This window comes from Klebsiella electrica, assembly GCF_006711645.1.
GTDB lineage: Bacteria > Pseudomonadota > Gammaproteobacteria > Enterobacterales > Enterobacteriaceae > Klebsiella > Klebsiella electrica.
Genome location: NZ_CP041247.1, coordinates 4,691,536 through 4,708,668, shown reverse-complemented (window position 1 = coordinate 4,708,668; position 17,133 = coordinate 4,691,536). Strand labels below are relative to the sequence as shown.

At 55.2% G+C, this 17,133-nt stretch carries 15 protein-coding genes and 1 tRNA gene; 2 read left to right on the top strand and 14 right to left on the bottom strand.

The window, feature by feature from the left end:
• Nucleotides 1-3: 3 nt before the first annotated feature.
• The 7 genes from Electrica_RS22500 to ahr all read right to left on the bottom strand — a co-directional run bounded on the left by Electrica_RS22500 (nucleotide 4) and on the right by ahr (nucleotide 7,992).
• A complete protein-coding gene (locus Electrica_RS22500; RefSeq protein WP_100685341.1) occupies nucleotides 4-762 on the bottom strand; it encodes an IclR family transcriptional regulator in 759 nt (252 codons plus the stop codon).
• Between the two features lie 1,093 nt (nucleotides 763-1,855).
• Nucleotides 1,856-3,160: an ABC transporter substrate-binding protein gene (locus tag Electrica_RS22495; RefSeq protein WP_141965444.1), complete on the bottom strand. Its 1,305-nt coding sequence runs from the start codon at nucleotides 3,158-3,160 to the stop codon at nucleotides 1,856-1,858.
• Entirely contained in the window at nucleotides 3,153-4,226 is a 1,074-nt protein-coding gene (locus tag Electrica_RS22490; protein ID WP_141965443.1) for an ABC transporter ATP-binding protein, read from the bottom strand. Before Electrica_RS22490 ends, Electrica_RS22495 begins: the two co-directional genes overlap by 8 nt.
• A 5-nt stretch (nucleotides 4,227-4,231) precedes the next feature.
• Nucleotides 4,232-5,056, bottom strand: coding sequence for a phosphodiesterase (locus tag Electrica_RS22485; protein ID WP_141965442.1), 825 nt, complete (start codon nucleotides 5,054-5,056; stop codon nucleotides 4,232-4,234).
• Between the two features lie 10 nt (nucleotides 5,057-5,066).
• Entirely contained in the window at nucleotides 5,067-5,954 is an 888-nt protein-coding gene (locus Electrica_RS22480) for a carbohydrate ABC transporter permease (protein WP_100684833.1), read from the bottom strand.
• Nucleotides 5,944-6,816, bottom strand: coding sequence for a carbohydrate ABC transporter permease (locus Electrica_RS22475; RefSeq protein WP_131050795.1), 873 nt, complete (start codon nucleotides 6,814-6,816; stop codon nucleotides 5,944-5,946). Before Electrica_RS22475 ends, Electrica_RS22480 begins: the two co-directional genes overlap by 11 nt.
• Nucleotides 6,817-6,972: 156 nt before the next feature.
• Nucleotides 6,973-7,992: an NADPH-dependent aldehyde reductase Ahr gene (gene ahr, locus Electrica_RS22470; RefSeq protein ID WP_131050796.1), complete on the bottom strand. Its 1,020-nt coding sequence runs from the start codon at nucleotides 7,990-7,992 to the stop codon at nucleotides 6,973-6,975.
• Between the two features lie 278 nt (nucleotides 7,993-8,270).
• Here ahr and Electrica_RS22465 point away from each other — a divergent pair.
• Both Electrica_RS22465 and Electrica_RS22460 read left to right on the top strand, forming a co-directional pair.
• Nucleotides 8,271-8,355 (top strand) — tRNA-Leu (locus tag Electrica_RS22465).
• An 89-nt stretch (nucleotides 8,356-8,444) separates the two neighbouring features.
• Nucleotides 8,445-10,394 (top strand): site-specific integrase, encoded by a 1,950-nt coding sequence (locus Electrica_RS22460; protein WP_142255933.1) that lies wholly within the window; start codon nucleotides 8,445-8,447, stop codon nucleotides 10,392-10,394.
• A 198-nt stretch (nucleotides 10,395-10,592) separates the two neighbouring features.
• Here the strand turns inward: Electrica_RS22460 and tnpC are convergent, their stop codons facing one another.
• The 7 genes from tnpC to Electrica_RS22425 form a co-directional block, all read right to left on the bottom strand.
• Nucleotides 10,593-12,149 carry an IS66 family transposase gene (gene tnpC, locus Electrica_RS22455; RefSeq protein WP_141964155.1) on the bottom strand — a complete coding sequence of 519 codons (1,557 nt, stop codon included), beginning with the start codon at nucleotides 12,147-12,149 and terminating at the stop codon, nucleotides 10,593-10,595.
• A 19-nt stretch (nucleotides 12,150-12,168) separates the two neighbouring features.
• Nucleotides 12,169-12,516, bottom strand: coding sequence for an IS66 family insertion sequence element accessory protein TnpB (gene tnpB, locus Electrica_RS22450; protein WP_141964154.1), 348 nt, complete (start codon nucleotides 12,514-12,516; stop codon nucleotides 12,169-12,171).
• Nucleotides 12,513-13,187: an IS66-like element accessory protein TnpA gene (gene tnpA / locus Electrica_RS22445; RefSeq protein ID WP_141964153.1), complete on the bottom strand. Its 675-nt coding sequence runs from the start codon at nucleotides 13,185-13,187 to the stop codon at nucleotides 12,513-12,515. The genes tnpB and tnpA overlap by 4 nt, the downstream gene beginning before the upstream one ends.
• 158 nt (nucleotides 13,188-13,345) lie before the next feature.
• Nucleotides 13,346-14,062, bottom strand: a complete 717-nt coding sequence (locus Electrica_RS22440; protein WP_045281728.1) for an HNH endonuclease — start codon at nucleotides 14,060-14,062, stop codon at nucleotides 13,346-13,348.
• 374 nt (nucleotides 14,063-14,436) lie between these two features.
• Nucleotides 14,437-14,874 carry a hypothetical protein gene (locus Electrica_RS22435; protein ID WP_141965441.1) on the bottom strand — a complete coding sequence of 146 codons (438 nt, stop codon included), beginning with the start codon at nucleotides 14,872-14,874 and terminating at the stop codon, nucleotides 14,437-14,439.
• Nucleotides 14,875-15,101: 227 nt separating this feature from the next.
• Nucleotides 15,102-15,434 (bottom strand): NIPSNAP family protein, encoded by a 333-nt coding sequence (locus tag Electrica_RS22430; RefSeq protein ID WP_112204405.1) that lies wholly within the window; start codon nucleotides 15,432-15,434, stop codon nucleotides 15,102-15,104.
• 578 nt (nucleotides 15,435-16,012) lie between these two features.
• A protein-coding gene (locus Electrica_RS22425) for an IS5 family transposase (RefSeq protein WP_141963343.1) occupies nucleotides 16,013-16,857 on the bottom strand; the annotation gives its coding sequence in 2 pieces (ribosomal slippage) (nucleotides 16,013-16,512 and nucleotides 16,512-16,857; 846 coding nt in all).
• Nucleotides 16,858-17,133 lie beyond the last annotated feature (276 nt).

Below are 17,133 nucleotides of genomic sequence, written 5' to 3'. Positions count from 1 at the left end.
TCTTCAGGCCGGGTAGCCCAGCGCTTTTGACAGCTGGCGCCCGGCCTCTTCCAGCAAGGCGCGGTAACGCGCGAGCTCGGCTTCATCGACGCGGGAGGTGAGCGTGGACAGGCTCAGTGCGGCAATGACCCGCGATTCATGATTCCACACCGGTACCGCCACGCAGCGCACGCCCTGCTCATTCTCTTCGCTGTCCTGCGCATAGCCCTGGGCGCGGGTTTGCGCCAGCGCCGCCAGCAGCGCCTCGCGGGAGGTCAGCGTCGCGGGGGTAAACGGCGTGTACTGATAGCCCTCCAGCAGGGTATTTTGCTCCGCCTCGCTCAGCCAGGCGATCAGCACCTTACCGATCGCCGTTGCGTGGATGGGGAGCCGGCGGCCGATGCGCGAGTAGGCGATGGCGGCGAGCCTGCCTTCGATTTTCTCGATGTAGACGCCTTCGTGGCCGTCAAGAATGCCGAGGTGGGTGGTCTGCCCGGTGCGCTGCGAGAGATCCGTCAGCCAGATTTTCGCCTGCTGGCGAATATCCATCGTCCCCACCACGAAATGACCGCGTTCGACCAGCTTCATGCCCAGGCGGTATTTATCATTTTCCGGGTTCTGATCGATATAGCCGTGCAGCTGTAAGGTTTTGAGCAGCGAATGGAGGGTGCTTTTACTCAGGCCCATCTGTTTACTGATGTCGGTTATCTTCAGTTCCGTGGCTTGTTCGTTAAACAGGTCGAGGATCGTCAGGGCTCGTTCAACAGACTGAATAATAGGCATAATGCACGACTGCTCACGCTGGGAGGGAAGGTGAAAACGTACCCTTTTTACGCTGGAAAATCAAACGGCTGGCGTGAAAAGGGCGAGCGATATCACCTCAGGGAACACGTTCCCGGATGGTGGGAACCCCGATGGCGGGAACCCCGGATGGCGGGAACCCCGGATGGCGGCGCGAGCGCCTTATCCGGGCTACCCGTCTCATGTAGCCCCGGTAAGCGCAGCGCCACCGGGGGAATTTCCGGGTGCGGTGGGCCCCCCCGATGGCGGGAACCCCCGGATGGCGGCGCGAGCGCCTTATCCGGGCTACCCGTCTCACGTAGCCCCGGTAAGCGCAGCGCGACCGGGGGGATATTTTCGGGTGCGGTGGGCCGCCCCGGTGGCGGGAACCCCCGGATGGCGGCGCGAGCGCCTTATCCGGGCTACCCGTCTCATGTCGCCCCGGTAAGCGCAGCGCGACCGGGGGGGATTTTCGGGTGCGGTGGGCCCCCCGGTGGCGGGAACCCCCGGATGGCGGCGCGAGCGCCTTATCCGGGCTACTATCCTCATGTAGCCCCGGTAAGCGCAGCGCGACCGGGGGGTATTTTCGGGTGCGGTGGGCCCCCCGGTGGTGGGAGCCCCGGATGGCGGCGCGAGCGCCTTATCCGGGCTACCAGTCTCATGTAGCCCCGGTAAGCGCAGCGCGACCGGGGGGATATTTTCGGGTGCGGTGGGAATTCCCCGGTGGCGGGAACCCCGGATAGCGGCGCCAGCGCCTTATCCGGGCTACTATCCTCATGTAGCCCCGGTAAGCGTAGCGCGACCGGGGGGTATTTTCGGGTACGGTGGGCCCCCCGGATGGTGGGAGCCCCGGATGGCGGCGCGAGCGCCTTATCCGGGCTACCCGTCTTATGTAGCCCCGGTAAGCGTAGCGCCACCTGGGGAATTTTCGGGTGCGGTGGGCCCCCCGGTGGCGGGAACCCCGGATAGCGGCGCCAGCGCCTTATCCGGGCTACCCGTCTTATGTAGCCCCGGTAAGCGCAGCGCGACCGGGGGGATTTTCGGGTGCGGTGGGCCCCCGGTGGTGGGGAACCCCCGGATGGTGGCAAGAGAGGGTTTACTTCACTTCGGCGAGAGCGGTTTTGTCGACGTAGGGTTTCATCAACGCATCGGCTTCCTTCTGCGCGGTCTGCACCGCCGCTTCCGGCGTCACTTTGGCGTCGTTGACTACCGCCGCCAGCTGGTTCTCCATCGCCTTACGCACGGCGACGGTCTCCCAGGTGGAGTACCACGGATGGGCGTACTTCAGCTGCTCCAGGGCAATCGCCGCACGCGGATCTTTTGCCAGATACTCTTTCATCTCCGGCGTATCGTAGGTGGCTTTGCGTGGCGAGAAGTAGCCGGTGAAGCGGCTCCAGGCGCCGTTGACCTGCGGGCTGACCAGATACGTCAGGAACTGATACGCCGCTTTCTTCTGCGCGTCGTTAATGCCTTTAAAGCTCACCAGGCTGGCGCCGCCGATCGGTACCGCGCGCTGTTCTTTCGCCGGCAGCATCGCCACCCCGAGCTCAAAGTCTTTGCTGTTCTCGCGCATAAAGCCCAGCGCCCCGGTGCTGAGCATCGCCATCCCCACCTTGCCGGAGAAGAAGCTGGCGCTGATCTGCTTCGAGTTGAGCACGCCGGAAGGCATCACTTTGTCTTTGTAGATCAGATCCTGCCAGAAACGCAGCGCCCCGATGGTGGTCGGCGCGTTGTAATAAACTTCACCCGGATAATCTTCGTTAAAGTATTTCCCGCCGTTGGCGCGCACCAGCGCCGAGAAGATCCAGCCGCCGTAGTCATCGTTGGTCGACGGCAGCATGATCCCCCACTGACCTTTGCTCTCGTCGGTCAGCTTTTTAGCATCCGCCAGCAGCTCGGCCCAGGTCTGCGGCGGCTGTTTGATCCCGGCCTGATCGAACAGCGTTTTGTTGTAATAGAGGATCGGCGTTGAGTTATGGAACGGGATCGCATAGGTGGTGCCCATCACCTGGGCATTTTTCTGCATCGCCGGCCAGAACTCTTTCACCAGGAAATCGCCCGCCTTTTGATCGCCATACTGGAACAGCTCGTCCATCGGCAGGATCTCATCCTTCAGCGCCAGATCGGTGGTGAAGTTGGCGGACATGATAACCAATGCCGGCGGCTGTCCGGCCTTCTGCGCCGATTCCGCTTTGATCTTAGTGGTGTCGTAGTTGCCGGTGAAGATCCCGCGCACTTCGACATCCTGCTGCGAATCGTTGAAGGCTTTGATGACGCGGGTCATCTCCATGGTCAGCTTGCCGTCTACCGGCGCCGGAAACATGAAATCGATCTTCTCTTTCGCCAGCGCCGTGCCGCAGAGGGCGAGGGAAAGCCCGACGGCTGTCAGGGTTTTAAGCATGGTCAATCTCCTGGAGTAAATTGTGCTGTTGCTCAGCATGAAAAAGATGAATATCGGCAGGCGAGAAGCCGAGGGTCAGCGTGTCGCCTTTTTCCGGCACCGCGCCGCGATGGCGGCGGCTAAAACGCAGGGTGCCGATGGGGGTGCTGACGTGGAGCAGGTAATCGGCTCCCATCAGTTCTCGTTGCAGGACGGTGGCGGACAGGCGCAGATGGGCCTCCTCCACGCGATCGCTGATATGTTCCGGACGAATGCCGAACCAGACCCGGGACTCGTCGCGGTAGCGCGGCGGCAGCGGATGGCGCAGTTCGCCAAGCTGTACCTCGCCGTCGGCGCAGGGCAGCGACAGCAGATTCATCGACGGCGAGCCGATAAACCCGGCGACAAACAGGTTGGCCGGGTGGGCGTAGAGGTACTCCGGCCGCCCGACCTGCTGGACGTGGCCGCCGTTCATCACCACGATGCGGTCGGCCATCGACATCGCCTCGGTCTGATCGTGGGTGACGTAGACGGTGCTGGTTTTCAACTGCTGGTGGAGGTCCATAATGCTGTCGCGCACTTCGCTGCGCAGGCGCGCGTCGAGGTTGGAGAGCGGTTCGTCCATCAGGAACAGGCGCGGGTTGCGCACAATGGCGCGGGCCATCGCCACCCGCTGGCGCTGGCCGCCGGAGAGTTTCGCCGGCTTGCGGTCCAGCAGCGTTTCCAGCTGTAGCATCTGCGCCACTTTATCGACCCGCGGCTGCCAGCTGGCCTTATCTTCTTTTCGCACCTTCATGCCGAAGGTGATGTTGTCCTGCACCGACAGGTGCGGGAACAGGGCGTAGTTCTGGAAGATCATCGCGAAGTTGCGCTCGCGCGGCGACTGGGCGGTGATGTTCTCGTCGTGCAGCCAGATCTCCCCCTCGCTCACCGGCTCCAGCCCGGCCAGCAGGCGCAGCAGGGTGCTTTTGCCGCAGCCGGAGGGGCCGACCAGCACCACGAACTCGCCTTCATGAATATCGAGCGAGAGGGCGTCGAGGGCCGGTTTACCGTCGAAACGTTTACTGATGTTTTGCAAACTAAGCATGAGGATTAACGCTCTTCCGTTGGACAACTGATTTTTTCGTCGTACAGCCACGGCCCGGCATAGTGCGCCAGCGAGTGCTGATAGCTGACCCACTGCTCGCCGACCTGGCGATGCATCAGGCATGACGCTGGCGACAGGTCGTAGTACGGGCGGGTATCTTCGTGGCAATAGGGCACCTGATGGACGGTTCCCGGCACGGTGGAGATGATCGCCTGGCGATACTGGGTCAGGGTCAGGCTGTGGTTATGGCCGCAGAAGATGCGTGTCAGCGACGGGAAACGCTCCACCAGCGCCAGCAGGCGATGGCCGTTTTCACAGGCGATGGGGTCCATCTGCGCGTTGCCCAGCGGCAGCGGCGGGTGGTGCATAAACACCGTCGCCGGCTTGTCGCCGCCGTCGAACAGCTGCGCTTCCAGCCATTTGATGGTCTCGTCCGTCAGCCAGCCGCTGGAGGTACCGGCGCGGCTGGAGTCGATAAACAGCAGGCGGGTGGCGAAGTCGTCCACCGCGTAGTGCATATTCTGCGGGTCGTTGCCGAGCTGCGGGCACAGCGGGTGCAGATATTCGAGAAACAGGGCTTTATCGTCGTGATTGCCGGGGATCAGATACAGCGGATAGTTCAGGTTGCCGAGGATCTGGCAGGCAACCTCGTACTCCTGCGGGCGGCCGCAGTTGACGATATCGCCGCTGACCACCACCGCGTCCGGGCGCTCCTGCAGGGCGTTGAGCTGGGAGACCACGTCGGCATTGGCGGCGTTAACGTCGATAAAACCGTACAGCTTCTGCCCGTGGCTGCGGAAATGGGTATCGGAAATCTGGGCTAACAGCATAGATAACTCCTTATTTGATCCCGGAGAAGCCGAAGCTTCGCAGGAACTGTTTCTGGAAAAGGATGAACGCCAGCATCAGCGGCAGACAGACCATCAGGGTCCCGGCGCCGATGGTGCCCCACTGGCCGCCGGATTCGGCGCCCATGGCGAAGGAGACCAGCCCCACGGTCAGCACCTGTTTATCGGGATCGTTGAGCATCATCAGCGGCCACAGATACTCGTTCCAGTGGTAGGTAATGCTGACGGTGGCGAAGGCCAGCACCGACGGCCACGACATCGGCAGCAGCACGCGGAACAGTACCTGCCACCAGCGGCAGCCCTCCATCAGCGCGGCTTCTTCCAGCTCTTTGGGGATGGCGAGGAACGCCTGGCGCATCAGGAACACGCCGAACGCCGAGGTGAAATAGGGCATCATCACCCCGGTGAGGGTGTTGAGCAGGCCGAAGGTCTTCAGGGTCAGCATGTTCGGCACCATCATCACTACCGGCATGATCATCAGCTGAACGAGGAACAGCAGGAACAGCGTCTGCTTGCCGCGGAACTCGTGGCAAGCGAAGACGTAGCCAGCGGTGGTGATGGTCAACAGCTGCACGAAGAAGGTGCCGAAGGTGAAGATAAGGGTGTTGGCGTACAGGCTCAGCCAGTCGGCGCTGGCCCAGGCGTCGCGGAAGTTATCCAGCGTCAGCGGCAGACGCGGCAGCAGCGAGGCCATATCTTCGCCGAAGGTGGTGGCGCTAAACGAGGCCGCCAGCATCCAGATAAACGGACTGACCCACAGCAGCGCCAGGCAGCACATCAGCACGGTGAGGGTGAACGGCTGCGAACGGCGCAGACGCAGCCACAGCGGATGCGACGCGCTCTGCGAACGAACAACCAGCGGAGTGGCTTCAGCGCTCATAGTGGGCTCCTTTCTCCAGCAGTTTGAGGTTAAGCAGCGAGAAGGCGAACAGCCCGGCCAGCGTCAGGAAGGTGGCGGCGGAGGCTTTGCCGAGGTCGTGGGTATCCCACGCCAGATTCTGGATGTAGTAGAGCAGCACGGTGGTGGCGTTATCCGGCCCGCCGCGGGTCATCACCGCCACGTGGTCAATCTGGGTGATGGAGTAGATCAGCGCCGTGGTGATGACGAAGCTCAGGGTCGGGCGCAGCAGCGGCAGCGTGACCTTAAAGAACACCTGGCTGCGGGTGGCCCCTTCCATAATCGCCGCTTCGCGCGTTGAAGCCGGGATGCTCTGTAACCCCGCGAGGAAAAACAGCATGTAGTAGCCAGCGAACTTCCACACGCCAATCAGCGCCAGCGCCAGCAGCGCGGTATTGCTGCGTCCCAGCCAGTTGTTGTTCATCGGCCCGAACAGCTTCGCCAGATAGTGGTCGAGCAGGCCGAGGCCGGGCATAAAGATAAACAGCCACAGCGCGGCGGCGCTGACCATCGGGATAATCATCGGGAAGAAGAAGGCGGTGCGCAGCCAGCGGTTGACGCGGTGGTTTTCGCTCAGCGCCACCGCCAGCAGCAGGGCCAGCGTCACGCCGGGGACCACCGTCAGCAGGATGTAGAGCAGGTTGTTGAGCAGCGACTGCCAGAAGACGTTATCGGCAAACAGGCGGACGAAGTTATCCAGCCCGACGAACGGCGCGTTGTCGCTGGCCATGCGGGTATCGAACAGGCTGTCGTACACCGAACGGCCCAGCGGGAACCAGGTAAACAGCAGTAAAAACAGCAGGGAGGGTGACAGTATCAGCCAGGGGAGCCAGGTTTTTCTCATGGTGGCAGACGTCTCGTTCAGGTGTTTATGGAAGCCAGGATTGTGAGAACGAATGACTGCAAGGGGATGGCGGGGAGATGACCGTTTAATGAACCTCAGCGGGCGCGGATGAGGGAACAGGCCGGGCAGACGGGCCGCCCGGCGGAGAAGGTGGCGTTAGAAGTCGGCTTTCAGCACCACGCGATAGCGGGCTTTACCCTCGCGCACGTGTTTCAGCGCGTCGTTGATTTGCGACATCGGGAACAGCTCGGTGGTCGGGGCCACTTTGCTGCGTCCGGCGAACTTCATCAGCTTGCGCAGCTCGGACGGGTTGCCGGTGGCCGAACCGGAGATGCTGCGGTCGCCGCCAATCAGGGTAAAGGCGGGGACCTGCAGCGGCTTCATCACCGCGCCGACGGTATGGAAGTTGCCGCCGTAAGCCAGCGCTTCGAAGTACGGCTGCCATTCGAGATCCACCGCCACGGTGTTGATGATCAGATCGAACTGGCCGGCCAGTGCTTTTAAGGCTTCTGGATCGCGGCTGTTCACCACCCGATCGGCGCCCATTGCCAGCACTTCCTGCTCTTTCGCCGGGTTGGAGCTGAAGGCGGTGACTTCAGCGCCCATGGCGCGCAGCAGTTTAATGGCGATATGGCCGAGGCCGCCGATACCAATGACGCCCACGCGGCTGGTGGCGGTGACGTGGTGCATCAGCAGCGGTTTAAAGACGGTGATCCCGCCGCACAGCATCGGGCCAGCGGATTCGATATCGATGCTTTCCGGCAGCGGGATCACCCATTGCCAGTCGGCGCGCAGTTTATCGGCGAAGCCGCCGCGGTTGATGATGGTCGGTACCGAGCCTTCGAGGCAGTTGATCTGGTTGCCGCCGATGCAGGCGTCGCAGTGCCCGCAGCTGCGCGCCGTCCAGCCGATGCCAACCTTCTGGCCGACTTTCAGCCCTTTATCCTGCGCCGCGCTGCCCAGCGCCGCTACGCGGCCAATCACTTCGTGGCCGGCAACCAGCGGATAGCTCGACATGCCCCATTCGTTGTCGATCATCGACAGGTCGGAGTGGCAGATGCCGCAGTATTCGACCTGCACTTCGACGTCCTGCGGCAGCAGTTCGCCCGCGTCGTACTCCCACAGCGACAGATCGGCGCCCGCTTCTTTGGCGGCGTAGCTTTTAATTGTGCTCATCACGATTTCCTTGGTTTGGCGGAGATAGACAGACAGTGTAGAGCATGAGGCAGGGCGATGCCTGGCAGAATGAGGCAGACAGACGGGCAATGGAAGGGGAGGGGGAGGCGGTCGCGCAGGGAGTTTTGCCGGGCAACAGAGGAGGAAAATGTGACCTGAGACGGTCCTGAGGGGGCCTGGCGCTGTTTTTTTCGACACTTAGCGTGGCGGAGACACGCTGCTGCTTGCATGGCGGCCATCGACAGGTATAATCCACAACGTTTCCGTATCCCTTCAGTGCCGAAGTGGCGAAATCGGTAGACGCAGTTGATTCAAAATCAACCGTAGAAATACGTGCCGGTTCGAGTCCGGCCTTCGGCACCATGACTCAATTAAATCCTTATTTTGTAAGGGTTTTTTTGTTTCTAGACCTCAATATCGCGTTGCCCTACTACAAAAGGGTATACGAAGCGATGTCTCAGCGTTATAACCTCTATCGTCGAACCAGCGGCATTTATATTGTCCGCATTAGCGTTCCCCAACGTTTTCGTCGATACGCAGGACAGTGTGAGATTCACACTTCAACAGGCACTCACGATCTTCATGAAGCAAAGCAGAAGTCCGCGCTCCTGTTGGCGGTCTGGTATCAGACCTTACAAGAGTATGAACAATTGGACTATCGAACTTTAAGTGACTGCGCCCCACTGCTTGCTGGTGAGGGTATGATCTCGCTTTCTAACTTTGCTCAGTCAATCGAGTTGCCTATATCGCAATTGATTCGAGAGGTGATTAATCGTAACCTCCCGGTATTCTGGCTGGCGACTGGTCAGTTCGGTTTCTATGTTGATGAATTTAATGCAGTAGAGCGGGAACCCGGTGCAAAACGAGAAAAACAGTCTGATGATGAAAAGGATCAACCTAAAGAAGTCATCATTCTCAATAGCGCGTTTGAGCTGGGTATCGAGAGCTTCGCAAATGGTTATCTCCGCCCCTTCAATCCCCGGCATACTTTAGATTGTCTGTTGAGCGCTGGAGTATCCGAAGGAGAGGCTGCATTTCGAACTAGTGGTGATAACCAAAGTGGAGGTTGGTTCTTCGATTTACCCGGCGTAGATATAACTGCTGATAGCCTCTTGATTAGCAAAGTTCATGCTGAAGGCCTTCGACTTACATGGCTGGTTAAGACCACGCCACCAGCAGTTAGCATTCACCCTGCCGTGCCTCTTGTCGCTCCTGTTATCGCTAACGAATATGTTCACCGCAAACATTACAATGAAAACTTGTCATGGCTTCGTGAAGAGTATTTGAAACATCGGCGTAAGGGCAAGGTATCAGAAGCGGCGCTCCGCGATATTCGCTATTACTTCGATTTGATGATTGAAGTGATGGGGGATATTCAGTTGGAAGATTTCGACCGTGATTTCCTCCGGGCTTATGAGAGCAAGTTGCGCACAATTCCTGCTAACCGTAATTTGATGAAAGGTAAGCACGGGGTTAAGACGCTGGATGAGTTAATCGCCAAAGCGGCAGAATGTGGCGATAAACTGATGACAGAAGAGTCTGTCAAAAAGTATATCAACGGCCTTTATGGTGCAATGGAGTGGGCTGTTGATGATGGTAAGTTTCTGAAATCGCCATGCGACAACTTTTTCCCTCCCGATGACAAAGGTGAGCGAGAGCAGGATCACACTGACATATTTGAACCGCATGAAATTAAGGCAATTTTTTCGCAACCGTGGTTTGTGGCTGGAACTGTTGAACGTAATGCGCAAGTGCGATTCCATCAATATTGCCCGTTTCACTATTGGGCGCCGTTATTGGGCTTGATGACGGGGGCAAGGGTTAACGAGATTGCACAGTTAATACTGGACGATGTTCTGGCAGATGACGGCGTTTATTACCTGAACCTTGAAAGCGATAGCGAAAACGGAAAGAAACTAAAAAACGCCAATCCCCGCCGCAAGATTCCGGTTCATTCTACGCTGATTGAACTCGGTTTTATCGAGTATGTGGATGCGTTGAAAGCTGCCGGGTATGACCGTCTTTTTCCCGAGCTTAAACCACATAAAACTAAAGGCTATGGTAGGCCGGTTTCCGCATGGTTCAATGAATCATTGCTTGCGGGTCGATTAAAACTTGAAAGAGACAGAAGCAAATCTTTCCACTCTTTCCGGCATTCTGTTTCAACTTTGCTTAAAGAGAAGGGTGTTAGTTCGGAACTGCGTGGGCAGCTACTTGGGCATGTGCGCGGCAAAACAGAAACTGAAGTGCGATACAGCAAAGATTTAAAACCGGTTCACATGGTTGAGGTTGTCGAAAAGATTGATTTTTCTTTGCCCGAGATAGCGAGATTCAACATTCCTGATGGGCTGGATGCTGTAAGAGATGCGCTGCGAAGAAAGCGTGGCAAACAAACAGGTTGAGTCAGTTACTATTCAGTTGAGTTATGCTCTTGAATGCGCTGGGACGCTTCCTGGCGCATTTTTTATTAAAGGTCGTGGATTTAATAGTGCCAAATTTGGAGACGCTTAAAATGCGTCTGGTGAGACTTGATTTGCATTAGCTCAGAATTGATCTGACGGTTTTCTCGTAAGCGCCTCGTGAAGGACGTGGGGTAAAAATTAGTTTACAGAGAGGGTGACGTTCCAGGGCAACAGATCTTTCACGCGGTTGGCAGGCCAGGTATTGATGACACTGATCACGTGGTGCAGCCAGGCCTCCGGCTCGATGCCGTTGAGTTTGCAGCTTCCGAGCAGGCTGTACATCACTGCCGCACTGTCACCACCACTATCAGAGCCGAAGAACATGTAGTTACGCCGTCCCAGCGCCACCACTCGAAGTGCGTTTTCGCACAGATTATTGTCGATCTCCACCCAGCCATTGCGGCAGTATTCGTTCAGTGCATCCCATTGTTTCAGCAGGTATGCGAACGCTTTCGCCGTATCTGAGTGACGCGACAGCGTGCCCATCTGCTGTTGTATCCAGTCGTACAGCGACTGCATCAGCGGAACACTTCTGGCTTTCCTGGCTGTCAGTCGCTCTTCTGCCGGACTACCGCGGATCTCCGATTCGATGGCGTACAGCGCCCCGATACGGTTCAGCGCCTCTGCTGTTACCGCCGTTGGATGGCGAACGTGAACATCGTGGAGCTTGCGTCGGGCATGTGCCATACAGGCCGCTTCGGTTACCCGCCCGCTTTCATAAAGAGCGTTGTAACCCGCGTAGGCATCGGCCTGCAGGATACCACTGTAGTCCGCCAGATGTTGCTGTGGATGGATACCTTTGCGGTCGGGAGAGTAGGAGAACCACACGGCAGCCGGCATGGTTGAGCCGGCGTTACGATCGTCACGAACATAGACCCACAGCCGCCCGGTACGGGTTTTACCCTGACCAGGCTCCAGTACACTCACCGGCGTGTCGTCTGCATGCACTTTACCCGGCATCAGCACATAGTGGTTCAGTTCATCATACAGCGGACGAAGTTGTTCTCCCATAATGTCAACCCAGCGCCCCATCGTATTGCGGCTCAGCTCCACGCCCTGCCGGGCGTAGATTTCCGACTGACGATACAGCGGCAGGTGTTCAGCGAACTTCGCCATGATAATGCGTGCCAGCAGAGCCGGACTGGCGTAACTGCGCTCGATGGGTTTTGGTGGCAGTGGTGCCTGCACGATGCAGTCGCACCGACTGCAGGCCAGTTTTGGGCGGACCGTTTCGATTACCCTGAACGCAGTGTTGATGATATCCAGCTGTTCAGAGATGCTTTCCCCCAGCGGTTTTAGTTTGCCGCTGCAGACCGGGCATTCGGTTTCTGCCGGGGAGATAACCCGCCTGTCACGGGGGAGTGTTACCGGAAGCGCTTTGCGGGCGGGAGTGTCTGATGTTTTTGATCCCGTATCTCCGGCCATTGAGGTGAGTTGCGACTGCGCCTCGCCAAGCCTGTTCTGGAGCTCGGTTATGCGCTTTTCTGCCTGCGCGATCTTCTTTTCTATCTTCTCGCGGTTTTTCTCGCTGCTGCGGCCGAACAACATTCTCTGCAGTTTAGCGACCAGCGCCCTGAGTGAGTCGATCTCGCGGGCATAGCCGGTTATTTCACCGGACAGACGGACGATAACCGCCTGCTGTGCGATCAGCAGGGCCTTCAGTTGCTCGATGTCGTCGGGGAGTGTGTTGTTCATTCCCCTGTTTTATCACGGGTTATATCCGTATACCAGGCCGTTCCGTCCGTTTTGGATGTTGCCACGCGATCCCCTCCAGAAGCATGGACAACTGGGCGGGTGTCAGATGCACTTTCCCGTCGCGGGTCACCGGCCACACGAAGCGGCCCTGCTCGAGGCGTTTGGCGAACAGGCACAACCCGTCACGATCGGCCCACAGTATTTTCACCATTTTGCCACTGCGGCCCCGGAAGACGAAGATATGCCCGGAGAACGGGTCATCTTTCAGCGTATTCTGCACCTTCGAAGCCAGCCCGTTGAAGCCACAACGCATATCTGTGACGCCAGCGATGATCCAGATTCTGGTACCGGTTGGCAGAGTTATCATCGGGCACCGCCTTTCATTTCGCGGATTAGCGCCCGTAACAGTTCCGGAGTGAGAGGGTCAAACAGTTTTACCACACCTGATTTAAGATGCAGCTCGCACCGTGGGACGTTTTCGGGATCGCACTCAGGGCACTCATCAGGCTTGTTACGCCAGAAGGGATTTGTAACTGGTCTGATCGGCTCTGGCGTATCAGTCAGTGCCACCGGGACAGGCATGCATTCCTGTATATCATCATCGCTCAGTAAGCCGTCCTCGTACTGGCTTTTCCATTTAAACAGCAGGTTATCATTGATATCGTGCTCTCTGGCGATCCGGGCAACAACAGCACCGGGTTGTAATGCCTGCTTAGCCAGACTGACCTTAAATTCACGGCTGTAGCTGGCTCGCCGTTCTTTTCGCCATTTTTCCTCGCTGATTTCAGGGCGAGTGGATTCATTTTTTCTGTTGGCATAAAGGATGGCGTCAAGCTGAGCGAATGAGACTGAATCGGGCAATGGCCATGCGATACCGGATGCAATAAAGCGCTGAAAAAGCGTATGTATTGTGGAATGACTGAGACCGAGGCGCTGAGCGATGGCCCGGATGGTCAGTTTATCTTCAAATCTTAAACGCAGGGCATCAGGCAAATAAGAACGGAAGCAGGGAATATCTTTTGTTGTCTGGGAATTCATCGTTCGTGTCCATCAAAATAGATGGGCGCGATTGTTGCCAGACAGGACAATTTTCACAAGACGTCGCAGATGGGGCGCTTACGTTTTCTCTGACAGCATACAATCAAGTCTAACAATCCGCCTTGAGCGAGGAGCAGACGTTGAGGGCTATAAGAAGACTACTTAATGTTAGTCGGCTTCAACACAAGCGTGCCGTAGTGTGCTTCGCGGTGACAGTTCGGACAGAGTGCAATAGCATTTTCAACAGAGTCCTCTCCACCGTTAGCAAGCCACTCCACATGATGCACTTCAAGATACGGTCTACCATCTTCCCGCTTGAATGGTGCGTCACGTAGGCAGCTTTGACACTTACCTCCAGCTAAGGCTAATACCTCTGCTACAACGAGGGGATTACGCTTGAAGGTATAGCTCTTTATAATGACCCTTTCTGGCGTGGTGTTGGCTGTAGCCAGCTTCTCTCTACGTTGTTCTGAGGTAAGTTGAGACGCTGTTTCTATGGCCTTTTCAAACTCACTTTTAACCGGACGTGTTAGCCATTTGCCGTCTGAAGCTTCATAGATTTCAAACACACCATGAAGTGCGGAATCATAGACCTCGAAAACGTTTCCGCGCTTGAAAAGTCGATCATATTCATGGTGGCGATGGGTGGCATCATCTGTTCGTCTGGCAGTCCTGTTAAAACTCCAGTGACCACGATTGCAGTTAACTGCGTTAACTATCAGATTCAAATAAGTATTGTCTTTGTAATGTGGAAATCTTTTCTTTAAAATTGCATCGACCTGAGCAGCCGTAGCCTTTCCAGCAAACTCGTTTTCCACTATCTCAGCGGTTGTTGTGCGGATTGGTTTATCACCATAAACATACTTACGAGCCATTTCTCTATTCCTTGAAAAGTTCTGGAAGGTGTTGCTGAAGCATAGGCGCGGTGAACATCTTTGACCTGCTCCCAGCAAACTAACATAGCATGATGTAAGCAAGTTCCGCTTCTGGCACTGAGAGGACTGTCACGCAGGGTAAGTCTCACATACTTCTGGTGATGGGCACTGCACATACCATTATCTTTAATCACAAAAGTCCAAAGCTTGCGCAATGCAGGCTTTGGTTATTAACACAGTTAAATTATATAATGAAATTGCACTCGAATTTTTGTTATGCCGGTTTTCTTAATAATCACAATCATGATTACTTATCATTCTCAATGTATTTTAACAATGAAAAGTATCGAGAACCAGCAATAATGTATTTATTACTATTCGTTAAATCGCTCAATGCTAACCCCAGTCGTTTTTATTTCTAACTTCTTTATATTTAGAAGTCTCTTTAATGCGTGTCTAAATTTATTTGTCTTATGACATTTCTTGCAAGAAATTTCAGCCTCAAATGTAAAATCATTCTCGTCTCTTTCTATTTTACAAACTTTGTATTCAAGGTTTGCTGCATCATTACAACTTGGACAAAGATAGCTATCACATTCAATTGGAATCATTGTTTCAGCAGCGGTGTACATCATTCCACACATCGGGCAACTGCATTCAACATGTAGAGCTCCTTTACCGTGGATCTTCCAACCGTAACTCAAATTCTTTTCAATAGTCATAACTTTAACGTCACTTACATAGTCAGATTGGCAGTGACGACATGAATCAGGCTGATGAAATACAATCTTTTGGTTTGGTAATGAGTTCATCCATATCTCTCTTCAGTGGCTTACTAAGTTCTTAATAGCATTTCTATCCTACCCTCAGCTATCAGGGCTAGATAAGATTATTGCGTATCCAATGATATGCAAAGCTCTTTTAAAGAGCATGAATTATTACAAACCGTCCGCTCCTGGCACAAAGCTGCCTGTCAGATTAGGTTTGGCTATCTGCCTTAGCTGTTTTAGGTCAAATCTAAGCTAATACACTTGATTACCTACGATTGCACTCGCAGCCCTTTCACGCTTTCTGATGGTAGGCTAATCACTGTTTTAATGCAGTTCTCTATGCTGCCAACGATGTCTTCGCGTGGGCCGCTGCGCCAGTCTGCGCTTGCGTAAAAAGCATCGAGAACCGAAGTCATGCTTTCAGCGCTGTCAAAGGCGCGAATCAAGTAGTAGCAATCCAGGTCATGAAGCGAGTTGCCAAACGAAACAACATCGATCCCGTGGCTTTGGTGTAGGGGAACACTGATTTCCTGCATTATGGCGTGAAAAGCGGCACCGCTGCCTTTACGTAAGGTGTATTGCAGTATTTCGACGGTTCTCAAGCGTTATCTCCGTGTTGCCCTTGGGGGGCTCCTAGTTGATAGCAATAAAGTAAACCGGACTGGGCCATGAAGCTACTGCTAATCAGACAGTCATCCGTAAGTAGAAGCTGCGATATGCGGTTCAAACGCGCTGTAAGGCTCTCTGGCGAGTGTTTTAAAGAAGGTAGTGAAATCATGGTGCAGAATTCGCGGCGCTCTCATAGAGTGACTGGCAAAGCCAGTTGAAACAAGCGTAGCGGAGTTCGAGCAATCAATGAGAAATCTGGGCGAGTTTTAGCTTTACCGCGTCGCTTAACATCCTAGGCCGTTTGCCTCTATAAGGAAAAGCCTGCAATCGCCGAAGTTTTTGAACGCAATGCCTGATAGGGGCGCTTCCAAACCTAGGAGATCCACTTTTCGGCGCGATAATTTTTCCGGTAGCTTTTGTCGTGTGGGTTAGGGGGTCTGGTGGGTTCTAAGTTGAAACTTCAAGACAACAAGAACTTGGTTCTTGTGTTGTCTTTTCTTTTTAACTTCTTGTTTTGTTTTTATATGTTTTATAAACCTCTTTTCTGGGGAGCAAAACTAGGCTGTGTCCTTTAATTGCATAATTTTTTGTAAAACAGTCTAATGCAACCCAGTTTCACCATCGCCAGATAATTCCTCGCCGTTTTGTCGTAACGCGTGGCAATGCGACGGTATTCTTTCAGACAGCCAAAACACCGCTCAACAACGTTGCGATTACGATAAGCATCACGATCAAGCTGTGAACGACCATCTGCTGCCATTTTTTCATTAGATTTCCGCGGGATAACCACTTTTATCCCTTTTCGTTTCAGCTCATTGCGAAGCGCATGTCCTGAGTAGGCTTTGTCAGCCAGCACCGCATAACCACGACGTTTCATGCTGCCGTTCTGGCGCTGAACACCAATTCCGTCCAGAAGGCGTAATGCGAACTGGCTTTCGTGAGCCTGTCCGGGACTCAGCACGATATTTAACGGGAGACCGCCTGCATCCGTCGCCATATGGATTTTGGTGCCAAAACCACCGCGAGAGCGACCCAGCCCATGATCTCCGGCGATATCGGGATGTTTTTTTGCGCGCCGGCGGCGCACCTGAGTGCCCGGATATTGCTGCCATCCAGCGCAGTAGCTGACCAGTCAACGAGGCCGTGAGCATCAAGAGAAGAAAGCAACCTGTTGAAAATAATATTAATCACACCCGACTTAGACCACCGGTTAAAGCGGTTATATACGGTTTTCCATGGGCCGTATCGTTCAGGTAAATCACGCCATGGGGCACCAGAGCACAACACCCAGAACATGCCATTGATGATCATACGATGCTCCGCCCATGGGCGTCCGGCCCGTGGTGTTGCAGGTTGAGCGGGCAGTAAAGGCTGGATGATATCCCATGCTTCATCGGGAAGGTCGTAGCGGGCCATAGTTCAATATGTTGTAGAAACAGATGGTTACTATAGCTCAGACGATTAAGGGACACAGCCTAGCCCTAAGGGCCAATGCGATGAGTTGCAGTGAGGCACTTGGCTAATCAGGCTTCCAGAGTTTTAACCTCTTCTCCGGGTCCCTGCTTGGATCGGCGATGTGAGCTACTCTGCTTTAAAAAAGGCTCACGACGTAAACCCTTTGCAAAACATGATAACTCACTATTCTTATTGGTTGTGCAAGTCCAAGACTCAGCACCTTACACAACCTCACGC

Excerpts from the sequence above, each read along its gene's own strand:
- Electrica_RS22480 (WP_100684833.1), bottom strand. The coding sequence starts at position 5,954 with ATGAGCGCTGAAGCCACTCCGCTGGTTGTTCGTTCGCAGAGCGCGTCG.
- Electrica_RS22435 (WP_141965441.1), bottom strand. The coding sequence starts at position 14,874 with ATGAACTCATTACCAAACCAAAAGATTGTATTTCATCAGCCTGATTCA.
- Electrica_RS22460 (WP_142255933.1), top strand. The coding sequence starts at position 8,445 with ATGTCTCAGCGTTATAACCTCTATCGTCGAACCAGCGGCATTTATATT.
- Electrica_RS22440 (WP_045281728.1), bottom strand. The coding sequence starts at position 14,062 with ATGGCTCGTAAGTATGTTTATGGTGATAAACCAATCCGCACAACAACC.
- Electrica_RS22500 (WP_100685341.1), bottom strand. The coding sequence starts at position 762 with ATGCCTATTATTCAGTCTGTTGAACGAGCCCTGACGATCCTCGACCTG.
- Electrica_RS22495 (WP_141965444.1), bottom strand. The coding sequence starts at position 3,160 with ATGCTTAAAACCCTGACAGCCGTCGGGCTTTCCCTCGCCCTCTGCGGC.
- tnpA (WP_141964153.1), bottom strand. The coding sequence starts at position 13,187 with ATGAATTCCCAGACAACAAAAGATATTCCCTGCTTCCGTTCTTATTTG.
- tnpC (WP_141964155.1), bottom strand. The coding sequence starts at position 12,149 with ATGAACAACACACTCCCCGACGACATCGAGCAACTGAAGGCCCTGCTG.
- Electrica_RS22490 (WP_141965443.1), bottom strand. The coding sequence starts at position 4,226 with ATGCTTAGTTTGCAAAACATCAGTAAACGTTTCGACGGTAAACCGGCC.
- Electrica_RS22485 (WP_141965442.1), bottom strand. The coding sequence starts at position 5,056 with ATGCTGTTAGCCCAGATTTCCGATACCCATTTCCGCAGCCACGGGCAG.
- ahr (WP_131050796.1), bottom strand. The coding sequence starts at position 7,992 with ATGAGCACAATTAAAAGCTACGCCGCCAAAGAAGCGGGCGCCGATCTG.
- tnpB (WP_141964154.1), bottom strand. The coding sequence starts at position 12,516 with ATGATAACTCTGCCAACCGGTACCAGAATCTGGATCATCGCTGGCGTC.
- Electrica_RS22475 (WP_131050795.1), bottom strand. The coding sequence starts at position 6,816 with ATGAGAAAAACCTGGCTCCCCTGGCTGATACTGTCACCCTCCCTGCTG.